At 73.8% G+C, this 16,056-nt stretch carries 10 protein-coding genes; 2 read left to right on the top strand and 8 right to left on the bottom strand.

The annotated features are described in order from the left end of the window. Positions 1-6: 6 nt before the first annotated feature. A complete protein-coding gene (locus AB0J46_RS03010) occupies positions 7-1,254 on the top strand; it encodes an acyltransferase (RefSeq protein ID WP_364325605.1) in 1,248 nt (415 codons plus the stop codon). Here the strand turns inward: AB0J46_RS03010 and AB0J46_RS03015 are convergent. Further along, positions 1,197-3,020 carry a hypothetical protein gene (locus tag AB0J46_RS03015; protein WP_364325608.1) on the bottom strand — a complete coding sequence of 608 codons (1,824 nt, stop codon included), beginning with the start codon at positions 3,018-3,020 and terminating at the stop codon, positions 1,197-1,199. The genes AB0J46_RS03010 and AB0J46_RS03015 overlap by 58 nt on opposite strands. Between AB0J46_RS03015 and AB0J46_RS03020 the strand changes: the two genes are divergently transcribed. Continuing rightward, on the top strand, positions 3,019-3,792 hold the full coding sequence (locus AB0J46_RS03020; protein ID WP_364325611.1) for a methyltransferase domain-containing protein: 774 nt from the start codon (positions 3,019-3,021) through the stop codon (positions 3,790-3,792). The two genes, AB0J46_RS03015 and AB0J46_RS03020, sit on opposite strands and share 2 nt — an antisense overlap. Here the strand turns inward: AB0J46_RS03020 and AB0J46_RS03025 are convergent. The 7 genes from AB0J46_RS03025 to AB0J46_RS03055 all read right to left on the bottom strand — a co-directional run bounded on the left by AB0J46_RS03025 (position 3,733) and on the right by AB0J46_RS03055 (position 16,003). Continuing rightward, positions 3,733-4,710, bottom strand: a complete 978-nt coding sequence (locus AB0J46_RS03025; protein WP_364325614.1) for a DUF3068 domain-containing protein — start codon at positions 4,708-4,710, stop codon at positions 3,733-3,735. The genes AB0J46_RS03020 and AB0J46_RS03025 overlap by 60 nt on opposite strands. Further along, the gene (locus AB0J46_RS03030; RefSeq protein ID WP_364325617.1) at positions 4,707-6,545 is read right to left on the bottom strand and encodes a hypothetical protein; all 1,839 of its coding nucleotides are present in this window, start codon (positions 6,543-6,545) and stop codon (positions 4,707-4,709) included. Before AB0J46_RS03030 ends, AB0J46_RS03025 begins: the two co-directional genes overlap by 4 nt. Beyond that, a complete protein-coding gene (locus AB0J46_RS03035; RefSeq protein WP_364325620.1) occupies positions 6,542-10,681 on the bottom strand; it encodes an alpha-(1->3)-arabinofuranosyltransferase family protein in 4,140 nt (1,379 codons plus the stop codon). Before AB0J46_RS03035 ends, AB0J46_RS03030 begins: the two co-directional genes overlap by 4 nt. After that, positions 10,678-11,901, bottom strand: a complete 1,224-nt coding sequence (locus AB0J46_RS03040; RefSeq protein WP_364325623.1) for a glycosyltransferase family 4 protein — start codon at positions 11,899-11,901, stop codon at positions 10,678-10,680. Before AB0J46_RS03040 ends, AB0J46_RS03035 begins: the two co-directional genes overlap by 4 nt. An 82-nt stretch (positions 11,902-11,983) precedes the next feature. After that, the gene (locus AB0J46_RS03045) at positions 11,984-12,115 is read right to left on the bottom strand and encodes a hypothetical protein (RefSeq protein WP_260477562.1); all 132 of its coding nucleotides are present in this window, start codon (positions 12,113-12,115) and stop codon (positions 11,984-11,986) included. Positions 12,116-12,239: 124 nt separating this feature from the next. Continuing rightward, a complete protein-coding gene (locus tag AB0J46_RS03050; protein WP_364325626.1) occupies positions 12,240-13,748 on the bottom strand; it encodes a hypothetical protein in 1,509 nt (502 codons plus the stop codon). Positions 13,749-13,825: 77 nt separating this feature from the next. Then, entirely contained in the window at positions 13,826-16,003 is a 2,178-nt protein-coding gene (locus tag AB0J46_RS03055) for an acyl-CoA dehydrogenase (protein WP_352349366.1), read from the bottom strand. Positions 16,004-16,056: the final 53 nt, after the last annotated feature.

Genomic DNA, 16,056 nt, shown 5'->3' on the forward strand with positions numbered 1-16,056 from the left:
GGAAACGTGACCGAAACAGGTTCTACTTCGGGCGGGGTGCCGGTGGTCTCAGGACACCAGACCTCGCTCGACGGCGTGCGCGCCGTGGCCGCCTTCGCCGTCCTGCTGTTCCACGTGTCCATGGAGGCGGGGACGGCGCTGGACCCGGGGTTCCTGGGCGGCGTGCTGTCCAGGGGCGAGATCGGCGTGCCGATCTTCTTCACGCTCTCCGGCCTGCTGCTGTACCGGCCGTGGGCGGCGCAGGTGCTGCTCGGCGACCGGGCCCCGGACACCCGTCGCTACCTGTGGAAACGCTTCTTCCGGATCATGCCGGCGTACTGGCTGGTGGTCGCCGTGGCGCTGCTGCTGTGGGGCGACGCCCACCGCGCCGACCCCTGGACGTGGGCGCAGATGTTGTTCCTCGTGCACACCTACGACATCACCCCCTGGTGGTACGGCCTCGGTCCCAAGGGGCTCGGCCAGATGTGGAGCCTCGCGGTCGAGCTGACCTTCTACCTCACGCTCCCGCTGATGGCGGCGGTGCTGCGCAGGTTCGCCCTGCGCGGCGACCCCGACCTGCGGACCAGGGGACGGCGGCTGCTCATCGGCCTGGCCGCCTTCGGCGCGCTGTCCTACGTGTACACGATCTTCGAGTACTTCCCCGACTACCGGCCCTGGATGAACGTGTGGCTGCCGCGCTCCTGGACGTTCTTCGTGCCCGGCATGGCGCTGGCCGTGCTGACCGTCTGGGCCAGGGCCGAGGACGGCCGCGCACGGCGGCTGAGCGCCGCGCTGGCCTCCTCCTGGGGCACGTTGTGGGTCATCGCGGGCCTGGCCTACCTCATCGCCGCCACGCCGCTCACCGGGCCGCGCGCGGTCGGCCTGGGCAGCATCTGGACCGCGTTCACCGAGCAGGGCCTCTACACGCTCGTCGCCTTCTGCCTGGTCGCCCCGGCCGCGCTGGCGGCCGGACGGCCCACGCGGGTGCACGAGCTGCTCGGCGGCCGGGTGATGAGCTACCTGGGCCAGATCTCCTACGGCGTCTTCCTGTGGCAGTTCGTCATCCTCTACCTCTGGTACGACTTCACCGGCCAGCGGCCGTGGACCGGCAACCTCCTGGTCAACCTGGTCGCCGTCACCGCCATCACGGTCACCATGGCCGGGCTCACCCACCGCTACGTGGAGGAGCCGGCCAGGCGGCTGATCCGCCTGGTGCCTCAGCGCGCCGCCGGGCCCGGCTCGCCGAAGGCCACCGCCCTGAGGCAGAACGCCTGACCCTGCGCCCCGGCCGCGGTGATCCGCATGCCCTTGCCCGGCCCGTCGTGCGGCACGTAGAACAGCGCGCCCATGGCGCCGGTCGCGGGCAGCGTGGCCGCCCGCTGCGTCTCGCCGACCTCCACCACGACCTGCACGGGCCGCGGGCTGACGTACGACATGGCCACCACCACGCCGGGCCCGCCGAAGGACTCGACGGGGAACTCCTTGCCCGCCGGGTAGCACTTGCGCCCCTTGACCGCGTCGAAGAACGGCACCACCCGCCCCACCAGGACGAGCTTGCCCGTGTCGTCCAGCACGTACGGCTCCGCCGAGGGCCGCGGGTCGCGCATGCGCTCCCTGGTCGCCTCGTCGGCCAGCGGCGCCAGCACGTACGAGGTCATCCGGCGCTCCCCGTTCCACGGCAGGACGATCTCCGGCGGCACGGGACGGGAGTAGATGTCGGCCTCCCCCGCCGCCGCGGCCAGCGAGGCTCTCGCGTTCTCCAGGTACGTCCTGACCCGGTCGCCGGTGAGCGTGTCGCCGAAGGTGTTGATCGAGATCAGCGACATGACGACGAAGACGGCGGTCAGCGCGCCGCCGACGGCCGGCATGCTCGCCGGCACCGGCCGGCGTAAGACGTCGGGCTCGTCCTCCACCGGCATGACGGCCAGCGCCAGGCAGAGCGCGAAGAGCACGGCGGCGTCGGCGACGTACCGGGTCTCGGCGCCGACCAGGTCCCAGGCGGTGGCCCGCGCGATCACGGTGGGCACCGCGTCGGCGACCACCACGTAGGCCGCCAGGATCGCCCACGCCCGCCAGGCCCGCCTGCGGTACACGCAGGTGACCACGACCAGCGCGGCGAGCACCGCCCACGCCACGGCCACGGTCACCGGGGCCGGGTCGGCCAGCCCGCCGGTCGAGGTGACGCCGCCCCAGCGCAGCGGGCCGCCGACCGCCCCCGTCGGGAAGGTCTCGCCCAGCAGCCTGCGCAGCAGCCCCGGGACCACCTCGGCCTTCGGGCCGGTCAGCGCGTCGGCCCCGGCGGTGTCGCGGCGCAGCCAGTAGAGCAGCGCGTACCCGGCCAGCAGCAGGCCGTGCGCCCACCAGACGGGCCGGCGCAGCTCGGCGAGCAGGGCGCGGGCCCACAGGCCACGCCCGAGGTAGGCGCTGGTGACGCCGAGCACCACGAACGGGATGAACACCCCCTTGGTGGAGAAGGCCATCCCGACGGCGGTCCAGGCCAGGGCCCGCCAGCGGCCCCTGCCCTCGCGTACGTACCTGACGTGCGCGGCCAGCGCCGCGATCAGCGCGAGCTGCAGCGGCACGGCGTTGAGCGCGGCCGACCACCAGCTCATGGCGGGCACGGTGAGCGGCGCGAACGCGTAGACGGTCAGCGCGGCGAGCACCGCCGCCCGGTCGCCGAACAGCCGCCGCAGCAGCACCAGGAACATGACCGAGGCGGCCCCCTGGATCGCGACGGTCACGAACGACACCAGCGCCCAGCTGTACGGCGCGACCGACGTGAGCAGCCACACCAGGCCGAGCGCGCCCGGCATGAGGTGCCCCTTGTGCACCCTCATCAGGTACTCCCAGGTCGGCCCGCTGTCGCCGGCCCCGGCCACGAAGAGGAAGTCGTCCTCGACGAAGTAGGCCTTGCTGAGCAGGCTGGCCCGGAACACCAGCGAGATCAGCACGATCAGCAGGCCCATGCCGATGACCGGCCCGGTGCGCACCGCCGGGATGGTGATCTGGAAGGGCTCGGCTCGCTTGACGTCTTCAGCCATGGACGTATCCCTCCACTGCAGTAAGCTCCGCGCCGTGGACACCGAACCGTTCCGAGCGGATCTCGGCAGATCCGTCCGGTTGCTGCGCGCCTTCCGTCTGGAGCAGAGCGACCCCGACTTCTTCTACGGCACCCTGGCCAGGGACACGGTGGCCCAGCTCGCCACCTACACCGACCTGGCCGGCGCGACCGTGGCCGACATCGGCGGCGGCCCCGGCTACTTCGCCGACGCCCTGCGCGCGGTCGGCGCGCGGCCGCTGTGCGTCGACTGCGACGCCGGTGAGATGCGCCTGCGCGACGGCGTGCCGCCCCGCGACGCCGTGCTCGGCAGCGCGCTCGACCTGCCGCTCGCCACCGGCTCGGTGGACGTGTGCTTCTCCTCCAACGTGCTGGAGCACGTGCCCGACCCGCTGCGGATGGCCGACGAGATGGTCCGGGTGACCCGGCCGGGCGGCGTGGTCTACCTGTCGTACACGATCTGGTTCTCGCCCTGGGGCGGCCACGAGACCTCCCCCTGGCACTACCTCGGCGGCCACTACGCCGCCCGCCGCTACGCCCGCGCCCACGGCAGGCCGCCCAAGAACGTCTTCGGCGAGAGCATGTACGCCATCGGCGTGGCCAAGCCGCTGGCCTGGGCGCGCAGGAGGCGCGACGTGGAGGTCCTCGACGCGATCCCTCGCTACCATCCACGCTGGGCCAGGCACGTCGTCCACCTACCTGGCATCCGCGAGCTGGTCACCTGGAACCTGCTCCTCGTCCTGCGCCGCAGGTGAGCGCCGCCGCGACAACCACAGGGCGGCCGCCACGCAGCCCGCGCCGAGCAGGCCGCCGCCGACCGGCGCCACCGTGCCGAGCAGCAGGATCCAGCGCTTGTAGGCGGCCGCCGTCGCCAGGGCCGCGGCGACGTCCGGCTCGGCGGTGCGGAAGTCCGCGTCCAGGGCGGTCAGGCGGCCCCGGCCGTCCGCGGTGACCAGCGTCTCGGTCACCTCCTCCAGCGTCCTGACGGGCAGGCCGCTGACCGGTTCGACCCAGTACGTGCGCCGGATCTCGGCGTAGCGGCCGAGGCCGACGTCGCCCTTGCCGGGCAGGCCGAGCAGGCGGCGCGGCAGCGGCGGCGTCTCGCCGGGCACGAGCCGGCGCGGCGTGCGCTGGACGTAGCGGTAGGTCTCGACGCCGCGCACCCGCTCGACCCCGTCGAAGACGGCCGTCACCGGGCGGCGCAGGCGCAGGTCGAACAGCGGGTAGTCGCGGCGCTCGGCGTTGAACGGCCAGCGGAAGGCCTGCCCGGTCTGCCGGACGGAGACGTCCTCGTCCAGGTACTCGCCGCAGCAGTTCACGATCTCGCCGGTACGCCGGTCGAAGGCCAGGCGGCGCTCGTGGTAGTCCAGGCGGTGGCCGTCGCGGGTGGCCAGGGAGACCGACTCGCCCCACACCGCGCGGTCGTCGTCGCCGGCCAGCACGTCGCCGATCAGCCACCGGGTCTGGACCAGGTCGCCGGTCGTCTGCCGCATGGTCGCCGGGTCCACGTACGTGGCCGACTCGGCGGTCGCCCTGGTCATGCTCTGCTGTTCCAGCGGGGCCTTGAGCACCCGGTCGTAGACGTACAGGCGGCTCAGCGGGATGAGCGTCAGCAGGAAGGCCCCCACGGCGGCCAGCACCAGCGCGAGGCTCCTTCGGCTCGGGGCGGTCACGGCCGGGGCACCGCCTGTCCCGGCGTCACGTCGCCCAGGCACAGGCCGGGCGGCACGTCGTGCACGACGATCCGGTCCGCGCCCGGCACGGCCAGCACGAAGACCCGGCCGAAGCCCGCGCGCAGCTTCATGTCGGTGGCGCGGTCGCCCATCCACAGGGTGACCGTCGTGTCGGACCGGGCCGCGTACCCCAGCCTGACCAGGGTGCCCTCGGCCCGGGTGACGCGGTTGTCCAGCGGCACCTGGACGGTCCCGCCGGTCACCGGCCAGCACCGGTCGCGGGTCGTGGGCACGAGCGGGATGCCCTGCACGTCCACCGGGCGCAGGCGGCCCTGGTCGTCGAAGACCAGGCCGTCGAGCGCGGCGGGCGGCGCCTGCATCCTGGCCCTCAGCGCTGGCGTGGCCAGCGCGCCCAGCACCCGCGAGGTCAGGCTGTAGGTCCCGTACGAGTTCGGCAGCACCTCCGTCGGCACCGGCCGGTCGTAGATCACGCTGTCGGGGGCCGCCCTGGCCAGCTCGGCGCGGGCGGTCTCGATGTAGTCGTGCCGCCGCTCGGCCCCCAGGTACCCGGCGAAGAGCGTCACCGTGACCAGCGACGCGCCCGCGAACAGCCCGAGCATCGCGCCTGCCGCCCCGGTCACCCGCTCCCGCGCCGGCAGCGCCCTGCGGTACGGCTCCTCCTCGCCGCGCAGCGGCAGCAGCACCAGGCCCACGACCAGCGCGAGCAGCGGGACGGCGTCGGCGACGTACCGGGTGTCGGTGCCGACGAACGAGCCCAGCAGGTGCACGCGTCCCCACAACACCGGCAACGCGTCCGCGACGAGCAGGTAGCCCAGCAGCGTGGCCCAGGCCAGGATCGCCCGCCTGCGGTACCGGCTGGTGACCACCACCAGCGCGGCCAGGACGACGAGGGAGGCGATGACCAGCGGCAGCGGCGGCGAGGCCACCCCCCAGTCGCCGCCCGCGAACCACCGCCACGGCCCGCCGAGCACGGTGGTGGCGAACGTCTTGCCCAGCAGCTCCCACAGGAAGCCCAGGGCCTGGTCGAAGATCGGCAGCGCCCCGGTGTTCGGCGCCGACGACGACCGCTGGACGTAGAGCGCGCCGAAGGCCACCAGCACGGTGACGTACATGGCCCACGCGGCCAGGTGGCGGCGCAGCGCGGCGCGCAGGCCGCCGTGGTAGATCGCGGTGAGGGCGAACAGCAGCAGCGGCAGCGCGAACCCCTTGACGAAGCCCAGCAGCCCGACCAGCACCCACAGCGCCGCGGCCACGGCGTGCCGCAGCCGGCCCGTCCGCAGGTGGTGCCAGTGCGAGGCGACCGCCATGGGCAGCGCGACCTGGAGGAACACGGTGTTGAGCCCGGCCGCCCACCAGGCCAGCGCGGGCACGGTGACCGGCGCGAGCAGGAAGACCAGCAGCGGCACGAGCGTCGCCGGCCGCCTGCCGAAGACCACCCGCAGCATGCGCAGCACGCCCAGGGCGGCCAGGGCGTGCAGCGCCAGCACCGTCCCGGCCGCCCAGCCCCAGTCGAAGGGGTGCAGCCGGGAGACCAGCCAGGCCACCAGGAAGCCGCCCGGCATGAACTGGCCGAAATGGATCCGGGTCAGGTAGTCGAAGGACAGGTCGCCCTCCATCGCCCTGGCCACGAACTCGTAGTCGTCCTCCTTGAAGTACGCCTCCTGGACGACGGCCGCCTTGCCCGCAACCGCGGCGGCGATGAGCACCAGCCCGGCCAGCAGGACGCCGTGGCGGCGGGCCCACCGGGCGGCACGCGCCACCGGGCCGGGAACCGTGATGACGGTCCCCGCACGCGGCTTGATCGTGTCGGTCACGGAACACTCGTCATGGTCGGGCCGCCTGCGGCGACGGTGATCGGTACGGTGGTCTGCCGGGCCGGCGCGCGTCTGGCCGCCACCTCGACGAGAAGCTGCCCGAGCAGCGGCAGGCAGAGCAGCTGCGCCCACAGGCCGCCCGCACCGAGCGCCACCGCGACCGTGGCGGCCAGGTAGAGCGCGAGCCCGCCGGGCGGCCCGAGCAGCAGGGTCCAGCGCCGCCGTCCGCGCAGGTGCTCGGCCTCCCGCAGCGGACGCGACCAGGCGCCCAGCACGAACGCCACCCCGGCCACGCCCGCCCCCGCCGGCCCGCCGACCCAGTAGCCGAGCGCCACGGCGAACACGGCGACGTGCCGGATCCGTGGCCGGCCGGCCAGGACGGGCGCCAGATGGCGTCCCGGCCGGCCCCTGCCCACCAGCGCCAGCCCGGCGACGAGCAGCGCCAGCGCCCCGCCCGCGGCGAGCCCCGCCCGGTACGGCTCGTCCGGCTCGTAGGTGAGCGTCACCGTCCCGGCCGTGAAGGCGGGCAGGAACCAGGCCTGCCGCCAGCCGTCCAGCCGGACCGGCTTGAGCGCCGCGGCCCCCAGCGTGGCCTTCCAGCCGGCGTTGAAGTTCTCGTTGACCACCAGGTAGGCGTCGTCCTGGACGTTCACCTGGACGACCCGCTCGCCGGCCGCCCACGTGGTGACCGGCGTGCGCCGCATGACGGTGGGCCCGGCCGCGGGGCTGCCCGGCTCGTGCCGCACGACCGCCGACTCGACCCGGTACGACTCCCCCGGCCGCACCGACAGCCGGGTCGGACCGGCCACGAGCTGCAGCCGCTCGCAGGTCTCGAAGGTCACCGGCCGGCCGGTGACCACGTCGTGCAGGGTGCCGCCGGTGACGGCGGTGTGCACCTCGTTGCCGTCGATGGTGAGCGTGGGCCCGAAGCCGCACGGCAGCGTGAGCCTGAAGCCGGTCAGCGCGCCGAGCGGCCGCACGCCGGGGAAGGCCACGTCGCTGATCTCGATGGGCCGGCCGCCGGACGCGCCGAACTCCAGCGCGACCTTCCTGGCCTTCATCTCGGGGAAGCGGACGAGCCCGTCCGTGCCGACCCAGCTCTGCCGGACGCCGCCCTCCGCGCGGATCGTCACCCGGACGGGAGGGGCGCCGAGGTAGGAGTCGGGCGTGATGACGCGGATCTGCGACAGCTTCGTCTCGCGGGCCAGCTCGACGTTCAGCGTGGGCCTGGGGTCGAGCGGGTCGGCGAACCAGGCCGTCTTCGGGTCGCCGTCGAAGGCCCAGCGGCCGCCCGCCGCGCCGCTGTCCACCGCGGTGGAGGAGGCGCGCACGCTCAGGGAGTCGCCGGGCAGCGTGCTGAGGCGTTCGATCGTCGCGCGGTCGGTGACCGTGGCGCGGCCCGAGATGCCGTACGCGCCGTCCTTGCCGGTGACGAAGGAGCGGTCGAAGCCGTTGCCGTCGTCGCCCAGCACCTCGTGGCCCTTGGCGCAGCTCCAGGCGGCCGAGCCCCGGACGCAGCCGGGCACGTCGCCGGTCCTGGCGACCGCGATCGTGGCCGGCTCGCCGGTGTCCTCACGCGGGTCGGGCACGACGATCGAGCGTCCGGGCCGGACGCCGGGGATGGCGAGCTCGGTGATGCCGACCCGGCCGCCGAGGCGGTTCCCCGGCTCGTACGCGGTGGCGACGACCTTCACCCGCAGCCGCTCGACCGGCCCCTTCGGCACGGCCAGCTCCTGCGGGTCGGCGGTCGCGCGCACCTTCTGGCGCAGCGAGCCGGCGCCGGTCTCCACGACGACCTCGCTGGGCGGCGGGCCGATCGGCGAGTTCTCGAACGCCACCTGGATCGTGGGGATCGTCAGCGGCTCGGCGAAGGTCACCTCCAGCCACTCGCCGACGGCGCCGTTCCAGCCGGTGGAGCGCCAGCTCGTGCGGCGGTCGCCGTCCAGGGCGGCGAAGGGCTGGTGGCCCGGCTCGCGGCTGTTCGCCGCGGCGCCGACGTCGGCCTCGGAGCTGGAGGCGGTGACGCCCGCGACGCCGGTGAGGCCCGCCGTGGAGACGTACCGCGCCCAGCCGGGGTCGAGCAGGTCGCTGGAGGGCGAGCTGCCGCGCAGGGGCTCGTCGGCGGTGAGCGTGGCGCTGGCGTTGCGGCGCAGGTCGGCGAAGGCGACCTCCCTGCGGCGCAGCGTGTCGGTCAGGATCGTGTCGTGCGCGGGCACCTTGACCACGCCCGCGTCGTCGTTGAGCAGGACGGGCCGGTCGTCGTCCAGGAGGCCCTGCTCGGCCAGGGAGAGCACGGACTCCGGCGCGCCGCCGACGCGCAGCGGGCGGGTGGCGTCCACGGTGCCGACCAGCGGCGCGGCGCCGGCCACGCGGTAGATCTCGACGGCCGGGTAGGGCTGGTCCAGCCAGGCGGCGGCCCGGCCGTACTGGGCGATGCCGACGCCCGGCCCCATCCGGGCCACGAGCGAGACGCCGGGCGAGTCCTCCAGCGCCTGGTGCACCCGGACCGGCCAGGCCGTGCCGATCGTCGCCCGGTCCAGGTCGTTCCGGACGACCAGGTACGACACCCCCATCCGGCGCAGCGTGGCGGACAGCCCCGGCGAGCCCTTGCCGGTGGCCAGGCGGTCGTCCACGGCGGCCATGAGCCGCGAGATGCCGGCCGAGCCCCACGGCACGATCGTGTGCGTGGCCCAGCGGGCCTGCGAGAGCGCCTGCAGCGGCTCGTCCAGGGGGCGGCCCCACAGGTACTCGCCGCGTTTGGCGCCCGGCACGGCCAGCACCATGCCGTCGCCGGCGTTGCGGTTGAGCCAGGTGATGGCCTGCCGCCAGTAGTCGGGGATGGCGGTGAAGCCGCCGGCGGGGGCGAGGCCGGCGTACAGGACGGGCAGGCCCGACAGGGTCACGAGCCCGGCGGCCAGCACGGTCAGGGGCGTGCGCAGGCGCGGGCGGGCCAGTGAGAGCAGCCCGGCGAGGCCGAGCGCGACGGGCAGCCTGATCAGCGCGTCGAACTTGTGCAGGTTGCGGAAGGCGGCGAGCGGGCCGTCGAGCAGCCCGACCATCAACTGCTCGTGCGGCGTGCCGGGATGGCCGGTGGTGATGATCGCGATCCCGCACAGCAGGCTGATCAGCAGGAACGGCCGCTCGGGCAGCCGGCGCAGGGTGAGCCCGGCCAGGCCGAGCGCGGCCACGGCGGCGGTGACCACGATCAGCCACGGGACGGTGGACTGCTGGTGGGCGTCGGGCAGCCAGGTCTGGCCGTCCACGGTGAGAAAGCTGAGCCAGCTCGACGTGCCGCGCAGCGCGTTGACCAGCGACGTCACGCCGGTCGTCGCGGTGGCGGTCTCGATGTAGGGCAGGAAGGAGAAGATGTAGCCGCCGAGCGTGAGCAGCGGGACGGCCCACCACAGCGAGGCGAGCGCGACCAGCGGCAGCCACCAGGCGATCAGGCGGCGTTTGACCGGCCCGCCGCGCCTGGTCAGCAGGTAGACCATCGGCACCACGAGCACGGCCGCCTCGGCCACCGCGTTGACGCCGCCGCAGAACAGGAAGGCGAACGCCGACAGCGCGGCCGCCCGGCGCGGCGTCAGCTCGCCCTTGGCCCCCTTGACCAGCGGGAGCAGGATCCACGGCAGCACGGCGCTGGGCAGGAACTCCGAGGAGTTGATGCCGATGAGCGCCTGGGCGTGCGGCGCGAGCGCGTACACGAAGCCGGCCAGGACGCGGGTGTGCGGGCCGCCGACGCCGAACGCGCGGGCGAGCTGGACCACGCCGAGGAAGGCGACGCACAGCACCAGCGACATCCACAGCCGCTGGACGACCCACGACTCCATGCCCAGATTGAGGAAGATCGCGTAGAACGGGCCCATCGGGAACAGGTAGCCGTACGCCTGGTTCTGCAGGTGGCCGAAGTAGGCGCCGTCCCACAGGTGCAGCGCCCGGCCGAGGAAGCCCAGCGGGTTGACCGCCATGTCGAGCTTCGTCTCGGGGATGATCTTCTCGGTCGAGGTGTTGAACGCGATGGCGCCGAGCAGCAGACAGGAGGCGAGCAGCCGCAGCCTGTGCCTGATCCGGGCCTCGTAGCTCTCGACGATGGAGTCCCCGCGTTCCCCCGGGGGTCCAGGCGAGGCTTGGGTCACTGAGGGGCTCCGCCGCAATCTTGGAGTTTCGCCAGGATAAGTCCGGTCATGTTAGCCCCAGTTCGGGCCCACGTAAATTCCCCGGCCCAGGTGCGGCAGGCCGCGGCCACCTCCGCCCGCCGCCGCGGGTCGGCCAGCTCCTTCAGCGCGCGGCCGGTCACCTCGGCCAGGCTCTCGCCGTCCCGTACGAGCCAGCCGGTGACGCCGTCCCGCACGGAGTCGCGCAGCCCGGCCACGTCGTAGGCCACGGTCGGCACGCCGAGCGCGGCGGCCTCGATCACGGTCAGCCCCCAGCCCTCGAACTCCGAGGCCGTCACGTTGAGCCGGGCGGCGGCCAGCAGGGCGTTCTTGCGCGGCTCGGGCAGGAAGCCGTGCAGCTCGACCCGGCCGTCCAGGCCCCGGCCGGAGATCCGGGCGGCCAGGGCGTCGCGCTCGGGGCCGCGGCCCACGACGTGCACCCGCAGGCCCGGCCAGGCGTCGCCGAGCTCGGCGGCCAGGTCCACGACGCGCTCGATGCGCTTGTGGCCGATCAGGCGGCCGGCATACACGAGGGCCGGCTCGCCCACGGCGGCCGGCGGCTCGCTGCGCGCGGGCTCGGCGCAGCCGTTCGGCACGACGGTGACCGGCGCGAGCCAGCGCAACTTCGTGGCCAGGTCGTGCCTCGACGACTCCGAGACGGTGACCGTCAGGCAGCGCCGGTAGACCAGCCGGGCCACCTCGCCCTCCACGAAGCACCCGATCCGGGCCAGCCAGGCGGGCAGGAAGGCGTGGAACTGCCGGTCGTGGACGTGGTGCACGAGGCTGATCACGGGCGTGCGGCGGCGGACGACGAGCGGGGAGAAGAAGGGGATGCCGTTCATGGTGTCGATGACGACGTCCACGCGCCGCCGGTGGATCAGCAGCCAGAGCGGGACCAGCAGGTAGACGAGGTACGGGTTGCCCATCCTGCGCAGGTCGACGCCGTCGAGCACCTCGGCGCGGCGCTGCCCGCGCTGGCGGCCGGTGAGGAACACGACCGAGGCCCCCTGGGTCAGCAGGAACCGGCTGACCTGCCAGGCGTACTCCTCGGCGCCGCCGGCCGTCGACTGGCAGGGTTCGCGGAAGTTGAGCATCGCCACGCGGACGCCCGCGAGTGGCCGCTCTCCCGCCGTCGCGTCGCTGTTCCGCGGCTCGATCAGCCGTGCCGTGTCCGCCTTGCGCTCACCGGTAAAGACCACCATCACTCCTCGTCGGCGGGCATGCGGGCATGGCGGAGCCACACTCCGTGCTCGCTGTGTATGGCCCCGCGTCAAGCGGGATGGATCACCTGGTGCCGTAGTTGTAGAGCGGCTGGTTGGGCGGGGTGAGCGACGGTGAGGCCACGTTGACCACCGCGACGGAGGCTCCGACCGCCAGCAGGGCTCCTATCGCCAGGGCCACGAGAAGTCGCAACACGAAGCTCTCCCTTCCTTCCGGTGACGCGGTGTGCCGAGACTAGAACGTGTTTCGTCTTGAATCCATAACATTGGTCAAACCGTGATAAAGCAAGTTACCCTCCGGTACATCATGAAACAGCCGGTCAACGCCGCAGCAAGCGCAGCTCTTCGCCGTCGAAAACCGTTCTCCAGCCGGGCGGCACGGACGGGAACCCGTTCTCGCCCGCGGCTATGAGGAGATACCTGGCGGGCAGGTCGCCGTAGGCGCCGGCGGCCAGCAGGTCACCGGCGAGGCGGTTCAGCGGGTCCTCGCCGCGCACCCGCAGCCGGCCGCCGCCGGGCAGGCCGACGAGCAACGTGTCGTCCCAGAGCACCCGGCGCCGGAACAGCTTGGTCGCCGGGTCGAGCACCACCCGGCCGCCGTTCCAGGCGAAGGCCCGATGGGCGCCCCACGGCAACGACGCCAGCGCGCCCGGCGCCGGGTCGCCGTCCACGATCCGCTGGACCGCCGACCATTCCGCCGGGTACGTCACCGCCTCCAGCCGGCCGAACGCGCCCAGCGCGAACGTCGGCAGGGCCAGTACCGGGGCCAGCACCCCGACCAGCGCGAGCGCGCCCGACCGCAGGACCGAGGCCAGGCCGACCGCCGTCAGCAGGGCCAGCGGAGCCAGGTACACCTGGCCGTCGCGCAGCGGCCCGAATCCAGGCCACAGGGCGATGAGCCACTTGAGCGCCTCGCGTCCCGGCTGGAACGCGCCCAGCCCGGCGGCGCAGAACCCGGCGGTCGCCGCCACCGCCAGGCCGCCCCACCAGGCGGGCCGTTCGGGGGCCGTGCGGAGGCGGGCGTAGCCGTACAGGCCGGCGAGGACCAGGAGGAGCCGGGCGGTCGCCGTCCACCACGCCTCCTGGCCCGGCAGCCCGGCCTCGGCGTTCCAGATGCCGCCGAGCGAGAGCAGGCTGCCCAGCACGCCGAAGGGCCCGTCGGCGCGGGCCGCGAACGCGTCCACGCCCGCCGGGTCGGTCACCGCGCCCGAGCCGAGCGCGGGCACCGCCCACGGCAGGCTGTACGCGACCAGCACCCCGGCGGCGACCGGCACCCTGCGCCGGGCGACGGCGATCGGCATCAGGGTGAGCCAGGACACCAGCATCGCCTGGAACCCGCCCACCGCCGCCGGCAGCAACGCCACTCCCAGCCGCCCGAACCGCGCGAACCCTCCGGAGGTCTCCCGCGTGAGCGCGCGGATCGCCCACGGAAGCCCGGCCACGCCCAGGAGCAGGGCCCACTGGCCGAGCATGAGCCGCTGGGCGAGGTAGAGGTTCCAGGCGTAGAACGCGGCGGCCACGAGCCGGGCGAGCCTGCGCTCCGGCGGCACCAGCGCCGCCGCCCCGGTCGCGGCCAGCACGAACACGGCGACCAGGGCCGCCTTCTGCACGATCTCCACGGGCAACGCCCTGGACAGCAGCGCCACGACCAGGTCGCTGGGCACCGCCCGGGGGAAGCCGCCGCGGTCGGGCCACAGGGGCGGGTCGGGCACGAAGAGCAGGTCGTACCGGAGCACCAGCCCCCAGCCCAGCGCCGGGCCGAGCGCCAGCACCGCCAGCCCCAGCCCCAGCGCCGCCGGCCCCCAGCGGCCCGCACGGCCTTCGCGCACCGTGACACCGCCTCTCCCTCGGGCCAGGACCGACAGTCCGGGCACAAGGGAGATTAGCCGCCGAAGCCTCACATGTGTTACTTACCGGGCTCGGGGTCCCGGGGCAGGCCCAGCATGCGCTCGCCGATGATGTTGAGCTGCACCTCGGTGGTGCCGCCGTAGATGGTCATGGCCCTGGTCGCGAGCACCGCCCGGTTCCAGTAGCCGGCGTCGCCGAGCTTCATGTCGGCGGCCACCACCGCCTGGGCGCCGAGCAGGCCGACGGCCGTCTCGGAGACGTGCTGGGCGTGCGAGGTGGACAGCAGCTTCCGTACGGACGCGTCGGCGCCCGGCTCGTTCCCGGCCAGCTGCTTGAGCGTGACCCGCAGCGACAGCGCGTTGATCGAGTGCCCCTCGCACACGACCCCGGCCACCTCCTGCTCCTCGGCCGGCGTGAGCTCGCGCCCGAGCCGGCCGATCAGCCCGAGCAGGTCGGGCACGGACGCACCGGTGCCGCCCGATCCCGACGACAGCGAGACGCGCTCGTTGGACAGCGTGTTGCGGGCGACCTTCCAGCCGTCGCCGACCTCGCCCACGACCAGGTCGTCCGGGACGAAGACGTCGTCGAGGAAGACCTCGTTGAACAGGTTCTCGCCGGTCATCTCGGTCAGCGGCCGGACCGTGACGCCGGGCGCCTTCATGTCCACCAGGAAGTACGTGATGCCCTCGTGCTTGGTGCCCTCGGAGGAGTTGCGGGCGATGCAGATGCCCCATTCGGCCACGTGGGCGACCGACGTCCAGATCTTCTGGCCGTTGAGCCGCCAGCCGCCCTCGACCTTCTCCGCCTTCATCTGCAGCGAGGCCAGGTCGGAGCCGGCGCCCGGCTCGGAGAAGAGCTGGCACCAGATCATCTCGCCGCTGAGCGTCTTGGGCAGGAAACGTTCCTGCTGCTCGGGCGTGCCGTACACGGCGATGGACGGCACCACCCAGGCGCCGATGATCATCGCGGGCAGCCTGACCTTGGCGGCCTTGAGCTCCTGGGCGATGAGCACCTGCTCCAGCGGCTTGGCCGCGCGGCCCCACGGCCGGGGCAGGTGGGGCATGACGAACCCGCGGTCGGCGAGCGCCCGCTTCTGCTCCTGGCCCTCAAGACGGGCGATCTCGGCGATCTCCGCACGGATGCCCTCGCGCAGTTCCTCGGCGCCCTCGGGCAGGTCGATCTCCATCTCGCGGCCGACGCCCTGCAGGGCGAGCGCGGTCACCGAGGCGGCCCACTCGGCCGACGAGCCGAGCAGGGCGCGCAGGGTGAGGGCGCGCCGGTAGTAGAGGTGCACGTCGTGCTCGAAGGTGTAGCCGATGCCGCCGAACGTCTGGATCGCGTCCTTGGCACACTGGACGGCCGCGTCGGGGGCCATCACCCCGGCGACGGCGGCGGCGTACTCCAGCTCGCGGCCCTCGGCCCTGGTGGCGTCCCAGACGGTGGCGCGGGCCTGCTCAAGGGCGACGAGCATCCGGGAGATCTTGTGCTTGATGCCCTGGAACTGGCCGATCGGCCGGCCGAACTGCTCGCGTACCTTGGCGTAGGCGGCGGCGGCCGTGACGCACCAGGACGCCAGCCCGGCGGCCTCGGCGCCGAGCAGGATCGCGGCCAGGTTGAGCACGTCGGGGCTCTCCACCCCGTCGAGCACGCGCTCGGCGGGCACGCGCGCCTCCGACAGCTCCACCTTGGCCACCGGCCGGGTCAGGTCGAGCGACCGGACCGGCGTGACGGTGACGGCCGAGGCGTCGACGGCGATCCACTCCTCGCCCTCGGACGTGGTCACCGGCAGCACCAGCACGTCGGCCAGCGAGCCGGCCAGCACCGGGTCGGCCGTGCCGGACACGACCAGCGAGCCGTCGTCGGCGCGGGAGCCGGTGAGCGAGCCGGACAGCGCGACGGCGCCCGTCAGTGTGCCGTCGGCGAGGGCTTCGAGCAGGTCGTGCCGCTTGGAGGCGTGGATGACCGCACTGGCCAGCACGGTCGGCACGTACGGGCCCGGGGCGAGCTTCTCGGCCAGCGCCTCGACGGCGACTGCCGCCTCCAGCAGCCCGTAGCCCGAGCCGCCGGACTCCTCGGGCAGGTGCAGGCCGAGCAGCCCCTGCTCGGCCAGCCCCGGCCAGAAGGGCGGACGTTCGTCCGACCCGGATCGCAGCAGCTCCGAGGGGATGTTCCGCTCGGCCCAGCCGCTCACCGAGTCGCGGAGCGCCTCGTGCTCCTCGCTCAATCCGATCGCCATTGCTCATCCTCCAGCCAGGTCAAAGTCAGTGCCCGATGCCCAGAACCATATTC

It is taken from the genome of Nonomuraea sp. NPDC049758, assembly GCF_040674635.1.
Classification (GTDB): domain Bacteria; phylum Actinomycetota; class Actinomycetes; order Streptosporangiales; family Streptosporangiaceae; genus Nonomuraea.

Bases quoted from the DNA above. Each gene is read 5' to 3' on its own strand.
- AB0J46_RS03020 (WP_364325611.1), top strand. From the start codon at position 3,019: ATGGACGTATCCCTCCACTGCAGTAAGCTCCGCGCCGTGGACACCGAA.
- AB0J46_RS03015 (WP_364325608.1), bottom strand. From the start codon at position 3,020: ATGGCTGAAGACGTCAAGCGAGCCGAGCCCTTCCAGATCACCATCCCG.
- AB0J46_RS03040 (WP_364325623.1), bottom strand. From the start codon at position 11,901: ATGGTGGTCTTTACCGGTGAGCGCAAGGCGGACACGGCACGGCTGATC.
- AB0J46_RS03055 (WP_352349366.1), bottom strand. From the start codon at position 16,003: ATGGCGATCGGATTGAGCGAGGAGCACGAGGCGCTCCGCGACTCGGTG.